An 18,884-nucleotide genomic window follows, 5' to 3' on the forward strand; every position below is an offset into this window, starting at 1 on the left:
GGTCACTGGATAATCATGATGGGTCCGGCGCGTCATCGGCCAACGATGCGCGCGGGCACGCGTCGACGAGAGGGGTACGGGTGGGCTGGCTCGACCGGGTCACCGACCAGGTTGACGCTCTGCGGCAGGCCCGCTCCTTGCAGGAAGCAAGTTGCTCGGCCGAGGCGTACCGCCTCCTGGACCGGGTGATCCGCACCACCGCCGACCCGTACGCCCGGACGGACGCCCTGGTGCAACGCCTCTCCGCGGTGATCAATCTCGGTCGTACGGCGGAGTTCACCCGGGCCATCGAGGAGGCCTCCGGTGCGGTCCGCGACCTCGCCGAGCCCTACCTGCACGGGCATCTGAACGCCCTCGCCGCCCTCGCCGCCCAGCACCAGGGCGCGCTGGACCGGTGCGTGGTCCACCTGGTCCGGGCGGCCCGGGCGCTCGGCGCGGTCGACGAGGAGGACCGGGACACCGCCTGGGGCTGGCACGACCTCGCGATGGCCTACTCCTACCTCGGTTTCCACGGGTACGCACTGGGCGCGATCGAACGGGCCCGGCAGCTCGGCACGGCGGTCGGCATACCCGAGGAGACCTTCGCCGCGCCGGGGATCCGGCTGCGCAACGCGGTCGCCCTGGACCACAACGGCGACAGCGACGGCTGCCTGCGGGTGCTCCGGGACATCGCCATCGACCTCGACCAGTACCGCCGGGTCGGCCGGGCGGGGCAGTTGCGCCCGAGCAGCCTGGCCGCCTACGGCTACGCCGCCGCCCGACGGGTCGCCCTCGGTGACCCGGTCGCTGCGGGCGCGGAGGGTGACGCGGCCCGGCTGCTCGGCCACGGCGGGGACAGCGCCCGGGCCCGGGACATGCGTCAGCTCGGTCAGGTCTGCCTGGCCGTCGCCGACGGCCGCCCGATCGAGGCGGTGACCTGGCTGGACCGGGTCCGGATCTCGCACGAGACGCTCGGTGCCGCCGAATCGGCCCGGCTGCGCAGCATCGCGCTCGCCGGAGCCGGCGACCACGCGGCGGCACACCGGGCCGACCGGTTGGCGTTCCGGCTCGCCGCCCAGCGCAACGACCGGCTGCGCGACGTCTACATCGACGGCGTCGCCGCCCGCATCGACCACGAGGAGATGCGCCGCGAGGCCGCCCGGTACGAGGGTGAGGCGTTGACCGACCCGCTGACCGGGCTGCCCAACCGACGCCGGTTGGAGCGGTACATCGCCGCCACCGTCACCCGGGGCGAACGGGTGGTGATCGGGGTCTGCGACCTCGACGGTTTCGCGGCGGTCAACGCCCGGCACGGCCACCACTCCGGTGACCTGGTGCTGCAACGGGTCGCCGGAGTGATCAACCGGGTGATGCGGCGCGGTGATTTCGTGGCCCGCTACGGCGGGGACGAGTTCGTGGTGGTGTTGCCCGGCGCGGGGATGACCGCGGCGGCCGAGGTGGGCCGCCGGATCGACGCGGCCGTGCGGGCCGAGGACTGGGAGTCCCTGGTGCCCGGCACCCCGGTCGGGGTCAGCGTCGGGTTCGCGCCGGTCAGCGGAGGTGCCGGGCCCGGCCTACGCGAGGCCCTGCACACCGCGTTCGAGGCCGCCGGGCGGGCGGTGCCGCCCGCCGGGAAGCGCCTACCCGACTCCTGACGCGCATCCACCGGACCCGGCCCGGCCAGGTGGGCGCCCGGGCCCGGCCTCAGCGTCGGGCCAGGTCGGTGCCGCCGGCCAGGCGGGCGGTCCGGTCGGCGTCGGCCAGGGCGTCGAGTACGCCGTCCAGTTCACCGGCGAGCGTCAGGTCCAGGTTGTACGCGGTGTAGCCGATCCGGTGGTCGGTGATCCGGTTCTGCGGAAAGTTGTAGGTGCGGATGCGCTCCGAGCGGTCCATCGTACGCACCTGGGCCTTCCGGGCGTCCGAGGCCGCCGCGTCGGCCTGCTCCTGGGCGGCGGCCAACAGCCGGGCCCGCAGGATCCGCATCGCCTGCTCGCGGTTCTGGAGCTGGGACTTCTCGTTCTGGCAGGAGACCACGATGCCGGTGGGCACGTGGGTGATGCGGACCGCCGAGTCCGTGGTGTTCACCGACTGGCCGCCCGGCCCCGAGGAGCGGAAGACGTCGATCCGCAGCTCGTTCGGGTCGATGGTGACGTCGACGTCCTCGGCCTCGGGGAGCACCAGCACCCCGGCGGCGCTGGTGTGGATGCGTCCCTGCGACTCGGTGACCGGTACGCGTTGCACCCGGTGCACGCCACCCTCCCACTTGAGCCGGGACCACACGCCGTTGCCACCGTCCGGCACGCCCCGGGTCTTGATCGCCAACGAGACGTCCTTCACCCCGCCGAGGTCGGAGTCCTGGGCGTCGATCACCTCGGTGACCCAACCGTGCCGCTCGGCGTACCGGGTGTACATCCGCAGCAGGTCGCCGGCGAACAACGCCGACTCCTCACCGCCCTCGCCCGCCTTGATCTCGACGATGACGTCCTTGGCGTCGTGCGGGTCCCGGGGGATCAGCAGCTCGGCGAGGCGTTCCTCCAGCGCCGGCAGGGTCGCCGCGATGGCCTCGGTCTCGGCGGCGAAGGTGGGGTCCTCGGCGGCCAACTCCCGGGCCGCGGCCAGGTCGGCCCGCGCCTGCTCCAGCTCACCGGCGGCCTTGTGCAACGGCACCAGCTCGGCGTAGCGGCGACCGACCCGCCGGGCGGTGTTCTGGTCGGTGTGCAGCCCCGGGTCGGCCAGCCGCTTCTCCAACTCGGCGTACTCGTCGAGGAGGGCGGTCAGGCGCTCACTGCTCATGACGGGGGTGCTCCTTCGACGACAACACGGCGGACAGACGGGAGGCGACGGACAGACAGGAGACGACGGACCGGCGGGGCCGCAGCGGACAGGGACGACGCGACGGACCGGCAGGGCCGGCGGGGACGGCGGGGACGGCGGGCCCGGTGAAACGGACGAACGCCCGCGTCCGGCGGTGAGCCGGACGCGGGCGTCGTCGGTGGGGCTACTTGTCCTTCTTGGCCTGAACCTTGGCGTACTTCTGCTGGAACTTCGCGACCCGGCCCGCGGTGTCGAGAACGCGCTGCTTACCGGTGTAGAACGGGTGGCAGGCGCTGCAGGTCTCGACGTGGATCGAGCCGCCCTTGGCGGTGCTGCGGGTCGTGAAGGAGTTGCCGCAGGAGCAGGAGACCTCGGTGGTCACGTACTGCGGGTGAATGTTGGCTTTCATGTCGCCTCGGTCCTTTCATCGTTGGTCGCCGGGTCGCCCGCGCTGCCCCGAGCATGATCGGGAACGGGCGTGAACCGGAACCGGTGGCCGATTGACCAGTGTGCCATGGGCGTACGCCGACCCGTCGACCGGGCCACACGACTGTTCCGGCTGCTCCAACGCACGCCCTTGTTCCCGCATTCCCACCACCGTCCCGTCCCCACCCCGCCGGGCCCGGCAACTTCACCGGGACGGTGGTCACCGCGCCCGCGAGGGCACGACCGACCACGCCGCGCCCGTGGGGGCACGATCACACCAGACGGGGTGGGAACGGACAGGTCACTCGCCGGGGGTGGACTTGGCGATCTGCATCAGGAACTCGATGTTGGTACGGGACTGCTTGAGGCGGTCCAGCAGCAGGTCCAGCGACGCCTGCGAGTCCAGCGAGTGCAGGACCTTGCGGAGCTTGTGGGTGATGGCCAGCTCCTCCGGCGCGAGCAGGATCTCCTCCTTACGGGTACCGGAGGTGTGGATGTCGATGGCCGGGAAGACCCGCTTGTCGGCGATCTTCCGGTCCAGCTTCAGCTCCGCGTTGCCGGTGCCCTTGAACTCCTCGAAGATGACCGTGTCCATCACCGAACCGGTTTCCACCAGCGCGGTGGCCAGGATGGTCAGCGAGCCGCCGTTCTCGATGTTGCGGGCCGCACCGAGGAAACGCTTCGGCGGGTAGAGCGCGGTCGAGTCGATACCACCGGACATGATCCGGCCGCTGGCCGGCGCCGCCAGGTTGTACGACCGCCCGAGCCGGGTCACCGAGTCGAGCAGTACGACCACGTCGTGGCCCAGCTCGACCAGGCGCTTGGCCCGCTCGATGGCCAGCTCGGCGACCGTGGTGTGGTCCTGCGGCGGACGGTCGAAGGTGGCCGCGACGACCTCGCCCTTGACCGAGCGCTGCATGTCGGTGACCTCTTCGGGCCGCTCGTCGATCAACACCACCATCAGGTGGCACTCCGGGTTGTTGTGGGTGATCGCGTTGGCGATCGCCTGCAACACCATGGTCTTACCGGCCTTGGGCGGCGACATGATCAGCGCCCGCTGCCCCTTGCCGATCGGCGTGACCAGGTCGATGACCCGGGTGGTGAGGATGTGCGGCTCGGTCTCCAGCCGCAGCCGCTCCTGCGGGTACAGCGGGGTCAGCTTGTAGAACTCGGGCCGGTGCCGGGCCTCCTCGGGCTCCATGCCGTTGACCGTGTCCAGCCGGACCAGCGGGTTGTACTTGTCCCGCCGCTGCTCGCCGTCGCGGGCCGCGCGGACCGCGCCGGTGATCGCGTCGCCCCGCCGCAGGCCGTACTTCTTGATCTGCGACATCGAGACGTAGACGTCGTTCGGACCGGCCAGGTAGCCGGTGGTCCGGACGAAGGCGTAGTTGTCCAGCACGTCGATGATGCCGGCCACCGGAACGAGCACGTCGTCGTCGCTGACCTGCGGCTCACGGCCGCCGTCGGTGCCGCCCTCGGCCCGGTCGCCACGGCCGCGACGACGGTCGCGGAAGCGGCTGCGCCGACCCCGACGGCCGCCGCCGTCGTCGTCGTCGTTGTCGTTGTCCCGGTCGGCACGCGCCCCACGGTCGCCACGGTCCCGGTCGTTGTTGCGGTCCCGGTCGTTGCGGTCCCGGTCGTTACGGTCCCGGTCGTTACGGTCCCGGTCGTTACGGTCCCGGTCGGACCGCTCGTTGCGCTCGGCCCGCTCGTTACGGTCGGAGCGCTCGGCCCGGTCACCCCGGTCGTTACGGTCGCTCCGGTCGTTACGGTCACCCCGGTCGCCCCGCTCGTTGCGGTCGCCACGGTCACCCCGCTCCGCGCGCTCGCCACGGTCGGCCCGCTCACGGTCGGCGCGCTCGCCACGGTCGGCCCGCTCGCCACGCTCACCCCGGTCGGCACGTTCCGACCGCTCGGGGCGCTCGGCCCGGTTCTCGGTACGCTCCGCCGGCTCACCCGCCGGCTCGGCGGTCCGCACCTCGTCGGTGCGTACCTCGGTGGGTCGAGCCTCCGCGGCGGTGGCCCGGCTCCGACGGGTCCGGGCCCGTCCCTCGGTCACGACCGGGGCGGGCTCCGCCGGTGCCTGCTCGGTGGCCGGACGCGGCGCGGTCTCCCGCACCTCGGCGTGGACCTCCTCACGGACGCCGGTGCCGGCGGCAGCCGCGACCTCAGCCCGTGGTCGAGGGGTCCCCGCCGCCGATCCGCCCTGCCGCTCGGTGATCGCGCTGATCAGCTCGCCCTTGCGCATGCGAGCCGTACCGGAGATGCCGAGCGACGCGGCCAGGCTCTGCAGCTCCGGCAGCAGCATCGCGGACAGGCCGGTACCGCTGCGCCGACGACGGGTGGGGGCGGCGGCGGTGGTGGCATCGCCAGCGACGTTGGAAACATCCGACGTCACGTCGGTGGTGTCGCTCAATGGAATCCTTCCCTCGATAGGCCGGACTGCCCGGAGTCGAAACCAGGTGGCCGGGCGGCCTCGGTGCACCCGCCTCGCATGACGCGTCGCGGGAGTCTGTGACACAGCAGCCGGTCGGTTTACCGGCCCACCAAACTCGGTGGGCAGGCAGCGCCGCCTGCAACGACCTGTGGAAACTGCGGCGCGGCGTGGCCTTTGGCAGGGGTGACGGGCTGACCGCCGAGAGCTTCGGGGGTGCGCCGACCCGCAGGAGATCGCATGCTTCGCGGCTGTGCTAGGCCTAGAGCGTAATCAACTCTTCCGACCTGCGGCAACAGGGTCCCGCTCGGCGTGTCCAAGTCTACCCCGGCCGAGGGTGGCACCGCTGACGTCTATCGGCAACCGCCAGATCTGGCAATCCATTCCCGGGTCGAAGCCCGTACCGGGGTCGGTGAAGGCCAGCACGGTCGGCCCGGCCCCACTGACCACAGCCGCCACATCCGCCGCACGCAAGGCGCTGACCAGGGCGTACGTCTCGGGCATGCCGGCGGCACGGTACTGCTGGTGCAGCCGGTCGACGGTGGCCGGCAGCAGCAGACCCGGCTCGGCGGTCAGGGCGTGAACCAGCAGCGCGGCCCGCCCGGCGGTCAGCGCGGCGTCGCCGTGCGGCACGGTGGCCGGCAACGCGGCCCGGGCCTCGGCGGTCAGTCCCTGCCGGGTCGGCACGAAAACGGTAGGTGCGACGCCCTCGGCGACCGGCAGCGAGACCGCCCGCGCCCCGGACGGCTCGGTCCAGGCCACGGTGAACCCGCCCAGCAGGCACGGCGCGACATTGTCCGGATGGCCCTCGATCTCGGCGGCCAGGCGCAGCGCCGCGGCCTCGTCCATCGTCGTCGTACCGTCGACCACCAGGGCCCGGGCCAGCTGCACCCCGGCGACGATCGCCGCCGACGAGGAGCCCAGCCCACGGGCCTGCGGGATCCGGTTGACACACTCCACGGTCAGCCCCGACGGCTGACCGCCGAGCACGTCGAAGGCGGCCCGCATGGCGCGGACCACCAGGTGCCGCTCGTCGTCCGGCAGGTCACCGGCGCCCTCACCGGTCACCGTCACCCGCACCCCACCGGCCGACACCTGTGCGGCCACGTCGTCGTACCGCCCCAGGGCCAGCCCCAGGGCGTCGAAGCCAGGCCCCAGGTTGGCGCTGGTGGCGGGGACGCGGACCCGGACCGGCCCGGTTTCGAATGTCGTCGGCACGGCCTCATGCTATGGCTCACCGCCGACCCGGCGAGCTCCGGCCGGCAGACGACGCGGGATCAGCCGACGAACCGGTACGGTCCGACAGCACGGGCCGGTCCGACAGCACGGGATCAGCCGACGGCGCGGGCATCTCCGGCGGCGCGGGATCAGCCGGCGGCGCGGGCCCGTCCGACGGCGCGGGATCAGCCGGCGGCGCGGGATCAGCCGGCGGCGCGGGATCAGCCGGCGGCGCGGGCCCGTCCGACGGCACGGGATCGGTGCCGGCGGCCGGGTCGGCGAGGGAGAGCCGTCGGGTGGCGATCCGCCAGCCGACCGCGTAGACCACGGTGACCAGGCCACAGCCGGCGAGGACCACCCGCTCGTCCACCAGGTCGACCACCGAGGCGACCACCAGCTGACTGACCGAGATGGCCAGGGTGGCCAACATCATGTCGGTGGCGAAGACCCGCCCACGCAGCCGGTCGGGCACCTCACCCTGCAGGGCGTAGTTCGACATCACCCAGTTGCTGCCGCCGGCGAAGTGCGCCACGAAGACCAGGACCAGCACCAGCGGAAACCAGGAGACCACCGAGGTGCCCAGGTAGGCCAACCCGTACAGCGACATGGACAGGGCGAGCCCGGTGAGCAGCCAGGACCGTCTGGTCAGCACCCGTCGCATCAGGATCGGCCCGACCAGCGCCCCCGCGCCGCGCACCGCGAACAGCAGGCCGGTGCCGGCCGCGCCGACGCCGTACACCCCGGCCAGGAGGGGGAACACGGTAAGCACCCCGTTGCCCAGGCCGACCGCGGACTTCACGGTGACCAGCGCCAACACCCGGGGCCGGTGTCCGATGTAGCCCAACGCCTCCCGGATCGCCGCCCAGGTGCGCTGGGCGGGTACGGCGTTGTCGCGGGGCGCCTGGAGGGGACGGCGGATGAGCGCGGCGAGGCCGGCCGCCAGCGCCAGGCCGACGGCGGCCACCCAGAAGCAGGCGTACGGGCCGACCCAGGCACTGAGCAGCCCGCCGAGGGAGGCACCGACGACGGTCATGGTCCCCCAGGCGGAACCGGCTACCGCGTTGCCGGCGGCGAGTTCACCGGGGTCGAGCACATTGGGCAGCGCCGCCTGGGCGGCCGGCGAGTAGAAGGCCTTCGCCACCGCGATCACGCCGATGCCGAGCATCGCCAACCAGGCCGTCCCGGCGCTGTTCACCCCGAGCAGCAGCAGCGTCCCGAGCAGGGCCGCGCCGTTGGCCACCATCATGACGCGCTTGCGGTCCAGCCGATCCGCCACGGTGCCGGTGTACGGCAACAGCAGCGCCACCACCCCGGTGTCCACGGCCAGCACCAACGCGCCCCACACCCCGCTGCCGGTCAGGTCGGGCAGGAGCACGAGCAGGGGCACCATCAGGAACCAGTCGGCACCGAAGACCACCATCTGGGCCAGGAATAGATGACGGAAGTTCCGGTTCCCGGTGAGGACCGACCACGTGGAAGCCACGTGCCCGTACCCTACCCGGCACCCGCCGACCGGGCGTCGTTCTGCAGCAACCGCGACACCGTGACGAAGGTGAAGCCCCGCTCCCGCAGGCCGGTGATCAGGGTCGGTAGGCCATGCAACGCCACCAGCCGGTCGGCGACGCCGACGTCGTGCGCCAGCAGGATGGTGCCGGGCCGGACGTCGGCCAGGATCCGCCGGGCGTGTCCGGTGGGGTCGTCGGGGAACTCCCGCTCACGCATCTGCAGCGACCAGAGCACCAACCGGTAGTCCAGCCGGACGGCGGCGTGCAGCACCGCGCCGCCGAGATGCCCGTACGGCGGTCGGAACAGCCGGGGCGGCGCCCCAGCGACCTCGGTGATCACGTCGTGGCTGCGGCGCAGGTCGTCGTGCACCCCGGCGGCGTCGAGGCGGGCCAGGTCCCGGTGCGCCCAGCTGTGGTTGCCCACGTCGTGACCGGTCAACCGGCCCCGCAGCAGGTCGCCGTGGCGTTCGACGCGTTGGCCGACCAGGAAGAAGGTGGCCGGTACGGCGTACCGATCGAGGATGTCCAGCACCATCGGGGTCCACTGTGGCGCGGGCCCGTCGTCGAAGGTCAACGCGACCAGGTCGTCCCGCGGAGCACCCGCCCAGACGATGGAGAGCCGGCCGGAGCCGACGTCCTGCCGGCGGTTGCCCAGGGTGGTGCTGGCCGCCCCGTCCGGCAGCGGGTGGTGCCGATCGGCCACCCGGATGCCCTCCGCGGTCGCCACCGCACCGACCGCGGTCCCCCCGGCGAGGAGCGCGGCCCGCCGCAGCACAGCGCGCCGGTGCCACCGGCCGGTGGCACCGGCGCCGGCCCGCTCCTGACCCACGTGAACACCCCGATCACGACTCTGAGTACATTTCTACTTACTCAGAGTACACGCGGGATGGGTCGACCGGTATCGACAAGACCGGACAGTGAAACGCCCCGGCGGGGCTCCCACCAGGGCGTTTCACTACCGGATAGAGATCATTCGGCGGGCGGCAGCGGCGAACGCCGGCTCTTCGGCAGCCGCAACACCTCGAACTGGTCCGTACCGTCGACCAGGGCGCCCGAGGGGGCGGGTCGGGTGACCGGCGCGTCGGCCTCCCGCTCGGCGGTGGCCCCGCCGGCAGTGCCCCCGGCGGCGGTGGTCCCGCCCGCGGTGGTCCCACCCGCGGTGCCCTTCGCGGCGGTGGTCCCGCCCGCGGTGCCCTTGCCCGCGGTGCCCCCGGCGGCCGGCCCGGTGGAGTCCCGCCCGGTCGACCGTCCGGCGTCCGCCCCGACGGTGACCGGCTCGCGCGGCGTCGCTCCGGCGGAACCGTCGGGGTCTGCTCCGGCCGCGGCGGCGCCGGCGCGACGGACCCGCCACGACTCCTTGGTGTGCTCGGCCATCGCGTACAGCGTCGGCACCAGGACCAGGGTCAGCAACGTCGAGCTGAGCAGACCACCGATCACCACGATCGCCAGCGGTCGGGAGATGAAACCACCCTCACCGGTGAGCCCGAAGGCCATCGGCAGCAGCGCGAAGATCGTGGCGACCGCGGTCATCAGGATCGGACGCAGCCGGCGCCGGCCACCCTCGACCACCGCCTCCCGGATCCCCATCCCCTGCTCCCGGTACTGGTTGATCAGATCCAGCAGCACGATCGCGTTGGTCACCACGATGCCGACCAGCATCAGCACGCCGATCAGCGCCGGCACCCCCAGCGGGGTACCGGTCACCAGGAGCAGCCCGATCGCCCCGATCGCCGCGAACGGTACGGAGATCAGCAGGATCAGCGCCTGGACCAGACTCCGGAACGTCGCCACCATGATCAGGAAGACGATCGCGATCGCGGCCAGCACCGCCAGTCCCAGGTCGGCGAAGGCCTCCTCCTGGTCGGCGCTCACCCCGCCCAGGGTGAACGTCGCCCCCGGCACGTCGAGGCCGTCCAGCCGGTCGCGCAGCTCCTGGCTGGTCGCGCCGAGGTTGGACCCGGTCGCGGTGCCGGTGACCGAGACGCTGCGGTCCCCGTCGATCCGGGTGATCTGCTGCGGCCCCTCGGACTGTCTGATCTCGGCGATGTCGTCGAGGGTGACCGGGCCGACCCGCAGAGCCCGCAGCTCCTCGACGGTCAACGGCGGCTTGCCGGTACCGGCGAGCACCACGACGCGCTGTGCGCCGTCGACCGAGACCTGCCCCAGCGGGGTGCCCCGGTAGACCTGGGCGACGAGCTGGCCGACCGCCGCCTCGGTGAGCCCGGCCCGGGCCGCCGCGATCCGGTCGACGACGACCTCCACCCGCGGGACCCGCTCGGCCAGGCTGGTGGAGACATCGGCCACCTCGGGCGTCTCGGCCATCACCCGCCGGGCCTCCTCGGCGGCCCGCGCCAGCACCTCCGGGTCCGGAGCCTGGACGATCACCCGGATCTCGTTGGCGACGGCCCCGCCCTGACCACCGCCGAAGGTGATCTCACCGACGCCGTCGCCCAGACCGTCGAGCTCCCGACGCAGTTTCTCGCGCAGCTCTGCGGCGTCGGTCTCGCCGTCCAGCGCCACCGAGTAGGAGGCGGTCTCGTTGCCCCCGCCCCCGGCGAACGGGTTGTCCCCGCCGCCGGCGGTGACCTGGTAACTCTCCACCCCGTCGGTACGCGCCAGCACCGCCTCGACCTGGCGGGCGGCCTGGTCGGTGCCGGCCAGCCCGGTGCCCGCCGGCAGCTGCTGGGTGATGTTCAGGGTGTCCTGGCCGGAGTCGTCCAGGAAGTTGGTCTCCAGCTGCCGGGAGAGCCCGAAGGTGCCGGCGAGCACGACCAGCCCCACCCCCACCGTGATCCACCGGGTCCGTCGGGTCCGGGTGGCGAAGTCGATGACCGGCAGGTACGCCCGCTGCAGCGGGTTGCGCAGCTCCCTGGCCTCGGCGGCCCGGCGGGCCTGCTCGTCGGAGACGGCCGGTGGCTTCAGGAACCAGTACGCCAGCACCGGGATCACGGTCAGCGAGACCAGCAGCGAGGCGAGCAGGGCCACCGTGACGGTGATCGCGAACGGCGCGAAGAGCTGCCCGACGAAACCGCCGACGAGCGCGACGGGGGCGAAGACCGCCACCGTGGTCAACGTGGACGCGGTCACCGCACCGGCGACCTCCCGGACCGCGCCGAGGATCGCCTCGCGCTTCTCCTCGCCGTACTCCAGGTGGCGTTTGATGTTCTCCAGCACCACGATCGAGTCGTCCACCACCCGCCCGACCGCGATGGTCAGCGCGCCGAGGGTGAGCAGGTTCAGCGAGTAGTCCCCGATCCACAACGCGAGCAGCGCCACCAGCACCGACAACGGGATCGACACCGCGGTGACCACGGTGGAGCGGATCGACAGCAGGAAGACCAGGATGACGATGACCGCCATCACCAGACCCAGCAGACCCTCGGTGCTCAACGTCTCGATGGACTTCTCCACGAACGGGGCCTGGTCGAAGATCACCGTCAGGTCGGCACCGGCGGCGGTCTCCAGCTCGGTGAGCCGGTCGCGGATCTCGTGGGAGATCGCCACCGCGTTGCCGTCGGGAGCCGCGGTGACCGCGATACCCAGGCTGTCCTGCCCGTTGGTACGGGTGATCGCGGTGGGCGGCGCGAGCTGCTGCTCCACCGTGGCCACGTCGCCGAGCTTGACCGGGGCGGCCTTCGAGTCCGACGGTACGAGGGCGATCCCGCGCAGTTCGTCCAGGGTGGTGATCGGGGCACCCACCTGCACGGTCAACGACCGCGCCCCGTCGCTGACCGCGCCGGCCGGCACCGCCACGCCGTTGGTCTTCAACGCCGTGCCGATCGCGGTCGGGGCGAGCTTGGCCTTGGCGAGCTTGGCCGGATCCGGGGTGATCACCACGACGTCGTCGCGGTCACCGGTCACCTCGACGGTCCGTACCCCGTCGATCGACTCCAGCTCCGGTACGACCGTGTCGCGCAGCCGGCCCGCCAGGGCCCGCTCGTCGGAGCCGGTGGCCGCCGCGATCACCATGGCCGGCAGGTCGTCGGTGCTGCCCGCGATGACCTGCGGGTCCACGTCGGCCGGCAGTTGCGCGTCGATCCGGCTCAACGCGGTCTGCATCTTGTTGACCACGTCGTCCAGGTCGGTGCCGAAGGCGAACGTCACCTGGACGGTGGTCAGGCCCTCGCGCGAGGTCGAAGTGATCTCCTCCAGGCCGGCGATCCCCTGGAGACTGTTCTCGATCGGCTCGGTGACCTGCGATTCCACGATCTCCGGACCAGCACCGGGATAGCCGGCCACGATGAACGCGGCCGGGAACTCCAGCGACGGCAGGAGCTGCTGCTTGAGCGACGGCACGGCGAACAATCCGAATGCCGTGGTCACCACCGCGATGAGGGCTACCAGCCCTCGGTTGGCGAGGCTGAATCTGGCGAGCAGCGACATCGGCGTGGCTCACTCCTGGAGAGAGACTGATTCGACGGGAAGAAGGCTGGGGTGACAGCGGGCCCTGGTCGGCATGAGCAGTGTGCCCGACGCGGTCACCCCCACGCTGCCCGGGTCGACGTGCCTGCGCCCCGCCGCCGGATGCGCGACGCGGCCCAGTCGACGCGCCTGCGCACCCTGGCGGATGGGCGGAGGGTGCGGCGCGGTGCCGAAGGCAGCTCGCAGGACCCGACGCGGTGCCGGCGGCGACGCGACAGGGTGCCCGACCCGGTTCGGTCCACGGGCCCGCGCCCGCCGGACGGGGCGAAAGCCGCCCGCGCCGCCGCACCGACCGTCGTGACCGCCGGCCCGGGTGGCGTGGGGGTGACGGTGGTGAGAAGGGCGCCCCGCTCTACCGTAGGCGTTAAGCGGGGGCCCTTCCTTACACCTCAGGCGAGGTCTAGGGAGCGGGCGGCGGAGAGCGGGTCGTTGGCGATGGTGATCGGGGCCGGTGCGGTGGAGATCGCCCACTCCGGGTCCTTGAGGCCGTGGCCGGTGACCGTGCAGACCACCGTCGAGCCGGCCGGCACCATCCCGGCCGCCGCCTGCTGGAGCAGACCGGCGACGCTGGCCGCGCTGCCGAGCTCGACGAAGGCGCCCACCTCCCGGGCGAGCAGCCGGTACGCGGTGAGGATCTCCCGGTCGGTGACCGCCGCGATCAGCCCGCCGGAGGCGTCCCGGGCGTCGGCCGCCAGGGTCCAGCTCGCCGGGTTGCCGATCCGGATCGCGGTGGCGATCGTGGACGGCTCGGGCACCACCTGGCCGGTGACGATCGGGGCGGCACCGGCGGCCTGGAAGCCGTACATCTTCGGGGTCCGGGTGGCGTTGCCGGCCCGGAGGTCCTCGGAGTAGCCCATCCAGTAGGCGGAGATGTTGCCGGCGTTGCCGACCGGCAGGCAGTGGATGTCCGGCGCGTCGCCGAGTGCCTCGACGATCTCGAAGGCGGCGGTCTTCTGGCCGTGCAGCCGGTCGGGGTTCACCGAGTTGACCAGGGCCACCGGGTAGTCCTGGGCGAGCTTGCCGGCCAGCGCCAGGCAGTCGTCGAAGTTGCCCTGCACCTGGAGCAGTTTCGCGCCGTGCACCAGCGCCTGGGCCAGCTTGCCCAGCGCGATCTTGCCCTGCGGCACCAGCACCGCGCAGGTGATCCCGGCCCGGGCCGCATACGCCGCGGCGGAGGCGCTGGTGTTACCGGTCGAGGCGCAGATGATCGCCTTGTCGCCGGCACCGACCGCCTTGGAGACGGCAAGCGTCATCCCCCGGTCCTTGAACGAGCCGGTCGGGTTCGCCCCCTCGACCTTCAGGTAGACGTCGCAGCCGAGCCGCGCGGAGAGCACCGGTGCCGGCAGCAACGGGGTGTTCCCCTCGTGCAGGGTGACGACGGGCGTGGCGTCGGTGACCGGCAGCCGGTCCCGGTACGCCTCGATCAGACCCCGCCACATGTCGCTCTCCTCGCCTAGTCGCCCCCGGAACCGGGGGCCCTCTCCAGGGTGGCCCAGCCACCCCGACCGACCTCGGTCACACCCGCCGTGACCCACCTGGCGGGACGTCCCGCCCGTACCACCGGAGCACGTCCGGTGCTCCCCCACTGGTCCGCGCCGGCGCGCTGGCTGCCCGACGGCACCCGGCGCGCCGGCCCGGACGCGTCACACCGCGCCCTCGACCCGCAGCACGCTGGTGACCGAGCGGACGGTGTCCAGACCACGCAGCTCACCCACGGTCGCGGCGAGCGCCGCGTCCGGTGCCACGTGCGTGACGATGACCAGGTCGGCGTCCTCGCTCCGGCCGCTGCCGGCCTCCGCCGAGCCCTGCCGCACGGTCGCGATCGACACGTCGTGCCGGGCGAAGACGCCGGCCACCGCGGCCAGCACGCCCGGCCGGTCGGCCACGTCGAGGCTGATGTGGTAGCGGGTGAGCGCCTCGCCCATCGGCCGGACCGACAGGTCGGCGTACGCCGACTCGCTGGCCGCGCGGGCCCCGGCGAGCCGGTTGCGGGCGACCGCGACCACGTCGCCGAGGACGGCGCTGGCCGTCGGCGCCCCACCGGCGCCCCGGCCGTAGAACATCAACTGGCCGGCCGCCTCGGCCTCGACGAAGACCGCGTTGAACGCGTCACCGACGCTGGCCAGCGGGTGGCTCAGCGGGATCATCGCCGGGTGCACCCGGACGCTCACCGTCTCGCCGCCCTGCGGGTCGACGCCCCGGGCGGCGATGCAGAGCAGCTTGATGGTGCAGCCCATCGCCTTGGCGCTGGCCATGTCCGAGGCGGTCACCTCGGTGATGCCCTCCCGGTGCACGTCGGCCGCGCCGACCCGGGTGTGGAAGGCCAACGAGGCCAGGATGGCCGCCTTGGCCGCCGCGTCGAAACCCTCCACGTCGGCGGTCGGGTCGGCCTCGGCGTACCCGAGCTCGGTCGCCTCCTCCAGGGCCTCGGCGAACCCGGCGCCGGTGGCGTCCATCGCGGAGAGGATGAAGTTGGTGGTGCCGTTGACGATGCCGGTGACCCGGTTGATCCGGTCCCCGTGCAGCGACTCACGCAGCGGCCGCAGCAGCGGGATCGCGCCGGCCACGGAGGCCTCGTAGTAGAGGTCGGCACCGCCCTCGGCGGCGGCGTCGTGCAACGCCCCGCCGTCCTCGGCCAGCAGGGCCTTGTTGGCGGTGACCACGCTCTTGCCGGCCCGCAGCGCCTCCACCAGCCAGGTCCGCGCCGGCTCGATCCCGCCCACCATCTCGACCACGACGTCCACGTCGTCGGACTTGATCAGGCTGAGCGGGTCGGTGGTGAACAGGGCCGGGTCGACCGGCAGGTCGCCCCGGTCCCGGCCGAAGCGGCGTACGGCGATGCCGGCGATCTCCAGGGGGGCGCCGATCCGCGCCGCGAGGTCGGCCGACTGGGCGTGCAGCAGGCGGACCACCTCGCTGCCGACGGTGCCACAGCCGAGCAGGGCCAGGCGCACAGGTGACGTCATCCCACATCCAATGCGAGCAGGTCTTCTTCGGTCTCCCGCCGGACGATCAGCCGGGCCCGGCCGTCGCGGACCGCGACCACCGGCGGGCGGGGAACATGGTTGTAGTTGCTGGCCATGCTCCGGCAGTAGGCACCGGTGCCGGGCACCGCGACAAGATCTCCGGGCTGTACGTCGGCGGGCAGGAATTCATCCTTCACCACGATGTCCCCGGACTCACAATGCTTTCCCACCACGCGGGCCAGCAGCGGCGGGGCGGTGGAGGCCCGGGAGGCCAGGGTCGCCGAGTACGAGGCGTCGTAGAGCGCGGTCCGGATGTTGTCGCTCATCCCCCCGTCCACGCTGACGTAGGTCCGGATCCCGTCGACGTCCTTGACCGTGCCCACCTCGTAGAGGGTGAACACGGCCGGCCCGACGATGGCCCGGCCCGGCTCGATGGACAGGTGCGGCACCGCGAGCCGTTCCGCCGCGCACTCCCCGTCGACGATCTTGCGGAGCCGTTTGGCCAGGTCGGCCGGGGGCGACGGGTCGTCCTGGGTGGTGTACGCGATGCCGAAGCCGCCACCGAGGTCCAGCTCGGGCAGCTCCACCCCACGGGCGTCGCGGATCTGGGCCTGCAGGGCGAGCACCCGCCGGGCGGAGACCTCGAACCCGCTGGTGTCGAAGATCTGCGAGCCGATGTGCGAGTGCAGACCGCGCAGCTCCAGCACGTCCTCGTCGAGAATGCGCAGCGCCGCCGCGATCGCCGCCCCGCCGGCCAGGGAGAAGCCGAACTTCTGGTCCTCGTGGGCGGTGGCGATGAACTCGTGGGTGTGCGCCTCCACCCCGACGGTGACCCGGATCAGCACCTTGGGCCGCACGTCCCGCTCCCGGGCCAGCGCGCTGAGCCGGTCGATCTCGGTGAACGAGTCGAGGATGATCCGGCCCACCCCGGCGTCCAGCGCCCGGGTCAGCTCGGCCACCGACTTGTTGTTGCCGTGGAAGCCGATCCGCTCGGCCGGCATCCCGGCGGCCAGCGCGGTGGCCAGCTCACCGCCGGTGCAGACGTCGAGGAAGAGGCCCTCCTCGGCGATCATCCGGACCACCGCCCGGCAGAGGAACGCCTTGCCCGCGTAGTAGACGTCCTCGGTCGGGAAGGCAGCCCGGAAGTCCCGGCAGCGGCTGCGCAGGTCGTCCTCGTCCAGCACGTACACCGGGGTGCCGAACTCGGCGGCGATCTCCCGGACGCCCAGGCCCGCGACGGCGAGCGCGCCGTCGGCGGCCCGCGCCACGTTGCCCGGCCACAGTCGCGCCACCAGGTCGTTGACGTCGCCCGGGGTACGCAGCCACGGCGGCCCCGAGTTGCCGAGGTCACCGTGCAGCGCGCCGGCCTCGTGTGCCCGCATCAGTCCCGCCCTCCCGTGGTGTCCACCGCGCTCACATCCGTTCCGGGGCGGAGACGCCGAGCAGGCGCAGCCCGTTGGCGATCACCGTACGGGTGGCGTCGTTGAGCCAGAGCCGGGCCCGGTGCAGGTCGGTGACCTCCTCGTCACCGCGCGGCAGGATCCGGCAGTTGTCGTAGAACCGGTGGTACGCCCCGGCCAGCTCCTCCAGGTAGCGGGCCACCCGGTGCGGCTCGCGCAGGTCGGCGGCGGCGGCCACCACCGCCGGGAACTCGGCGAGCGCCTTGAGCAGCTCGTTCTCCTTGTCGTGGTCGAGCAGCTCGGGGCGGAACGCGTCGGCGTCACCCCGGGTCAGCCCCACCTCGGCGGCGTTGCGCCCGACGCTGGCGGTCCGGGCCGCGACGTACTGCACGTAGTAGACCGGGTTGTCGCGGGTGGCCCGGGTCCACAGCTCGACGTCGATGTCGATCGGGGAGTCGCTGGAGTAGCGGGCCAGCACGTACCGGGAGGCGTCCACCCCGATCGCGTCGACCAGGTCCTCCAGGCTGACCACGGTGCCGGCGCGCTTGCTCATCCGCACCGGCTCACCGTCGCGGACCAGGTTGACCAGCTGGCCGATGAGGATCTCCAGGTTGACCGCCGGGTCGTCGCCGAAGCAGGCCGCCATCGCCTTCATCCGGCCGAGGTAGCCGTGGTGGTCGGCGCCCAGCATGATCACGACCCGGTCGAAGCCGCGCTCCCGCTTGTCCAGGTAGTAGGCGCAGTCGGCGGCGAAGTAGGTCCACTCGCCGTTGGACTTGCGCAGCACCCGGTCCTTGTCGTCGCCGAAGTCGGTGGTCCGCAGCCAGGTGGCCCCGTCGGCCTCGAAGAGGTGGCCCTGCTCACGCAGCCGGGTCAGGGCGTGCTCAAGCTCACCCCGGTCGTGCAGGTCCTTCTCGTTGAAGTAGGTGTCGAACTCCACCCCGAAGGAGCGCAGCGACGCCTTGATCTCCTCGAACATCAGCGCGACGCCCTCGGCCCGGAAGACCTCCTGGGCGGCGGCGGGGTCCAGGGTGCCCACCTCGGGCCGCTTCGCCCGGACCTGCTCGGCGATCTCGGCGATGTACGCCCCGCCGTACCCGTCCTCGGGGGCCGGCTCGCCCCTGGCCGCAGCCAGCAGGGACCGGGCGAACCGGTCGATCTGGGAACCGGCGTCGTTGAAGTAGTACTCGGTGCCCACCTCGGCACCGGTGGCCCGCAGCAGCCGGCTCAACGCGTCACCGACGGCCGCCCAGCGGACCCCGCCGATGTGCACCGGGCCGGTCGGGTTGGCCGAGACGAACTCCAGGTTGATCTTCTGGCCGGCGAGCACGGCGCTCTCGCCGTACGCCGGGCCGGCCTCGACGATCGCGCGGGCCAGCTGGCCGGCGGCGGCGGCGTCGAGGCGGATGTTCAGGAAGCCCGGACCGGCGATCTCCACCGATTTGACGCCGGATGTCCGGCCGAGCTGCTCGGCCAGGGCGGTGGCCAGCTCCCGGGGCGGGACGCCCACCTTCTTGCTCAGCTGAAGGGCCAACGTCGAGGCGTAGTCACCGTGCTCGGGATTGCGGGGTCGCTCCACGGCGGTCCGCCCGGGCAGTGCGGCGCGGTCCAGCCCCCGCTCGGCGAAGACGGCGTGGGCAGCGGAGAGTACGGCCTCGGCTAGTTCAGCAGGAGTCACCGAACCATGTTATCGGGGGTAGACTCGGTCCCCGCGGCGGCG

Annotated in this window: 11 protein-coding genes and 1 pseudogene; 1 reads left to right on the forward strand and 11 read right to left on the reverse strand. The window is 72.7% G+C overall.

Annotated elements, in window-relative coordinates; all coding sequences use genetic code 11:
- Nucleotides 1–80: 80 nt before the first annotated feature.
- Complete coding sequence (locus tag GA0070617_RS24080; RefSeq protein WP_091443015.1) at nucleotides 81–1,634, forward strand: GGDEF domain-containing protein; 1,554 nt, start codon at nucleotides 81–83, stop codon at nucleotides 1,632–1,634.
- 49 nt (nucleotides 1,635–1,683) lie between these two features.
- Here GA0070617_RS24080 and prfA read toward each other — a convergent pair whose 3' ends face one another.
- The 11 genes and pseudogenes from prfA to argS form a co-directional block, all read right to left on the reverse strand.
- Nucleotides 1,684–2,772, reverse strand: a complete 1,089-nt coding sequence (gene prfA, locus GA0070617_RS24085) for a peptide chain release factor 1 (RefSeq protein ID WP_091443018.1) — start codon at nucleotides 2,770–2,772, stop codon at nucleotides 1,684–1,686.
- 205 nt (nucleotides 2,773–2,977) lie between these two features.
- Nucleotides 2,978–3,202, reverse strand: a complete 225-nt coding sequence (gene rpmE / locus GA0070617_RS24090; RefSeq protein ID WP_091443022.1) for a 50S ribosomal protein L31 — start codon at nucleotides 3,200–3,202, stop codon at nucleotides 2,978–2,980.
- A 318-nt stretch (nucleotides 3,203–3,520) separates the two neighbouring features.
- On the reverse strand, nucleotides 3,521–5,635 hold the full coding sequence (gene rho, locus GA0070617_RS24095) for a transcription termination factor Rho (protein ID WP_091443026.1): 2,115 nt from the start codon (nucleotides 5,633–5,635) through the stop codon (nucleotides 3,521–3,523).
- Nucleotides 5,636–5,926: 291 nt separating this feature from the next.
- Nucleotides 5,927–6,871, reverse strand: a complete 945-nt coding sequence (gene thrB / locus GA0070617_RS24100) for a homoserine kinase (protein ID WP_091443030.1) — start codon at nucleotides 6,869–6,871, stop codon at nucleotides 5,927–5,929.
- A 250-nt stretch (nucleotides 6,872–7,121) separates the two neighbouring features.
- Nucleotides 7,122–8,354 (reverse strand): annotated as a pseudogene (locus GA0070617_RS24105) (MFS transporter); the annotation flags it as partial.
- A gap of 11 nt (nucleotides 8,355–8,365) precedes the next feature.
- Nucleotides 8,366–9,205 (reverse strand): polysaccharide deacetylase family protein, encoded by an 840-nt coding sequence (locus GA0070617_RS24110; protein ID WP_091443032.1) that lies wholly within the window; start codon nucleotides 9,203–9,205, stop codon nucleotides 8,366–8,368.
- 140 nt (nucleotides 9,206–9,345) lie between these two features.
- Nucleotides 9,346–12,759, reverse strand: coding sequence for an efflux RND transporter permease subunit (locus tag GA0070617_RS24115; RefSeq protein ID WP_091443035.1), 3,414 nt, complete (start codon nucleotides 12,757–12,759; stop codon nucleotides 9,346–9,348).
- 428 nt (nucleotides 12,760–13,187) lie between these two features.
- Nucleotides 13,188–14,237 (reverse strand): threonine synthase, encoded by a 1,050-nt coding sequence (thrC, locus tag GA0070617_RS24120; RefSeq protein WP_091443039.1) that lies wholly within the window; start codon nucleotides 14,235–14,237, stop codon nucleotides 13,188–13,190.
- 204 nt (nucleotides 14,238–14,441) lie between these two features.
- Entirely contained in the window at nucleotides 14,442–15,752 is a 1,311-nt protein-coding gene (locus tag GA0070617_RS24125) for a homoserine dehydrogenase (RefSeq protein WP_175440814.1), read from the reverse strand.
- A gap of 8 nt (nucleotides 15,753–15,760) precedes the next feature.
- Nucleotides 15,761–17,146, reverse strand: a complete 1,386-nt coding sequence (lysA, locus tag GA0070617_RS24130) for a diaminopimelate decarboxylase (protein WP_091443045.1) — start codon at nucleotides 17,144–17,146, stop codon at nucleotides 15,761–15,763.
- Nucleotides 17,147–17,177: 31 nt separating this feature from the next.
- The gene (gene argS / locus GA0070617_RS24135; RefSeq protein ID WP_091443048.1) at nucleotides 17,178–18,842 is read right to left on the reverse strand and encodes an arginine--tRNA ligase; all 1,665 of its coding nucleotides are present in this window, start codon (nucleotides 18,840–18,842) and stop codon (nucleotides 17,178–17,180) included.
- Nucleotides 18,843–18,884 lie beyond the last annotated feature (42 nt).

The sequence above is a fragment of the Micromonospora yangpuensis genome, from assembly GCF_900091615.1.
Taxonomy (GTDB): domain Bacteria; phylum Actinomycetota; class Actinomycetes; order Mycobacteriales; family Micromonosporaceae; genus Micromonospora; species Micromonospora yangpuensis.

Coding starts and splice junctions, on each gene's coding strand:
- GA0070617_RS24115 (WP_091443035.1), bottom strand. CDS start 12,759: ATGTCGCTGCTCGCCAGATTCAGCCTCGCCAACCGAGGGCTGGTAGCC.
- thrC (WP_091443039.1), bottom strand. CDS start 14,237: ATGTGGCGGGGTCTGATCGAGGCGTACCGGGACCGGCTGCCGGTCACC.
- rpmE (WP_091443022.1), bottom strand. CDS start 3,202: ATGAAAGCCAACATTCACCCGCAGTACGTGACCACCGAGGTCTCCTGC.
- lysA (WP_091443045.1), bottom strand. CDS start 17,146: ATGCGGGCACACGAGGCCGGCGCGCTGCACGGTGACCTCGGCAACTCG.
- prfA (WP_091443018.1), bottom strand. CDS start 2,772: ATGAGCAGTGAGCGCCTGACCGCCCTCCTCGACGAGTACGCCGAGTTG.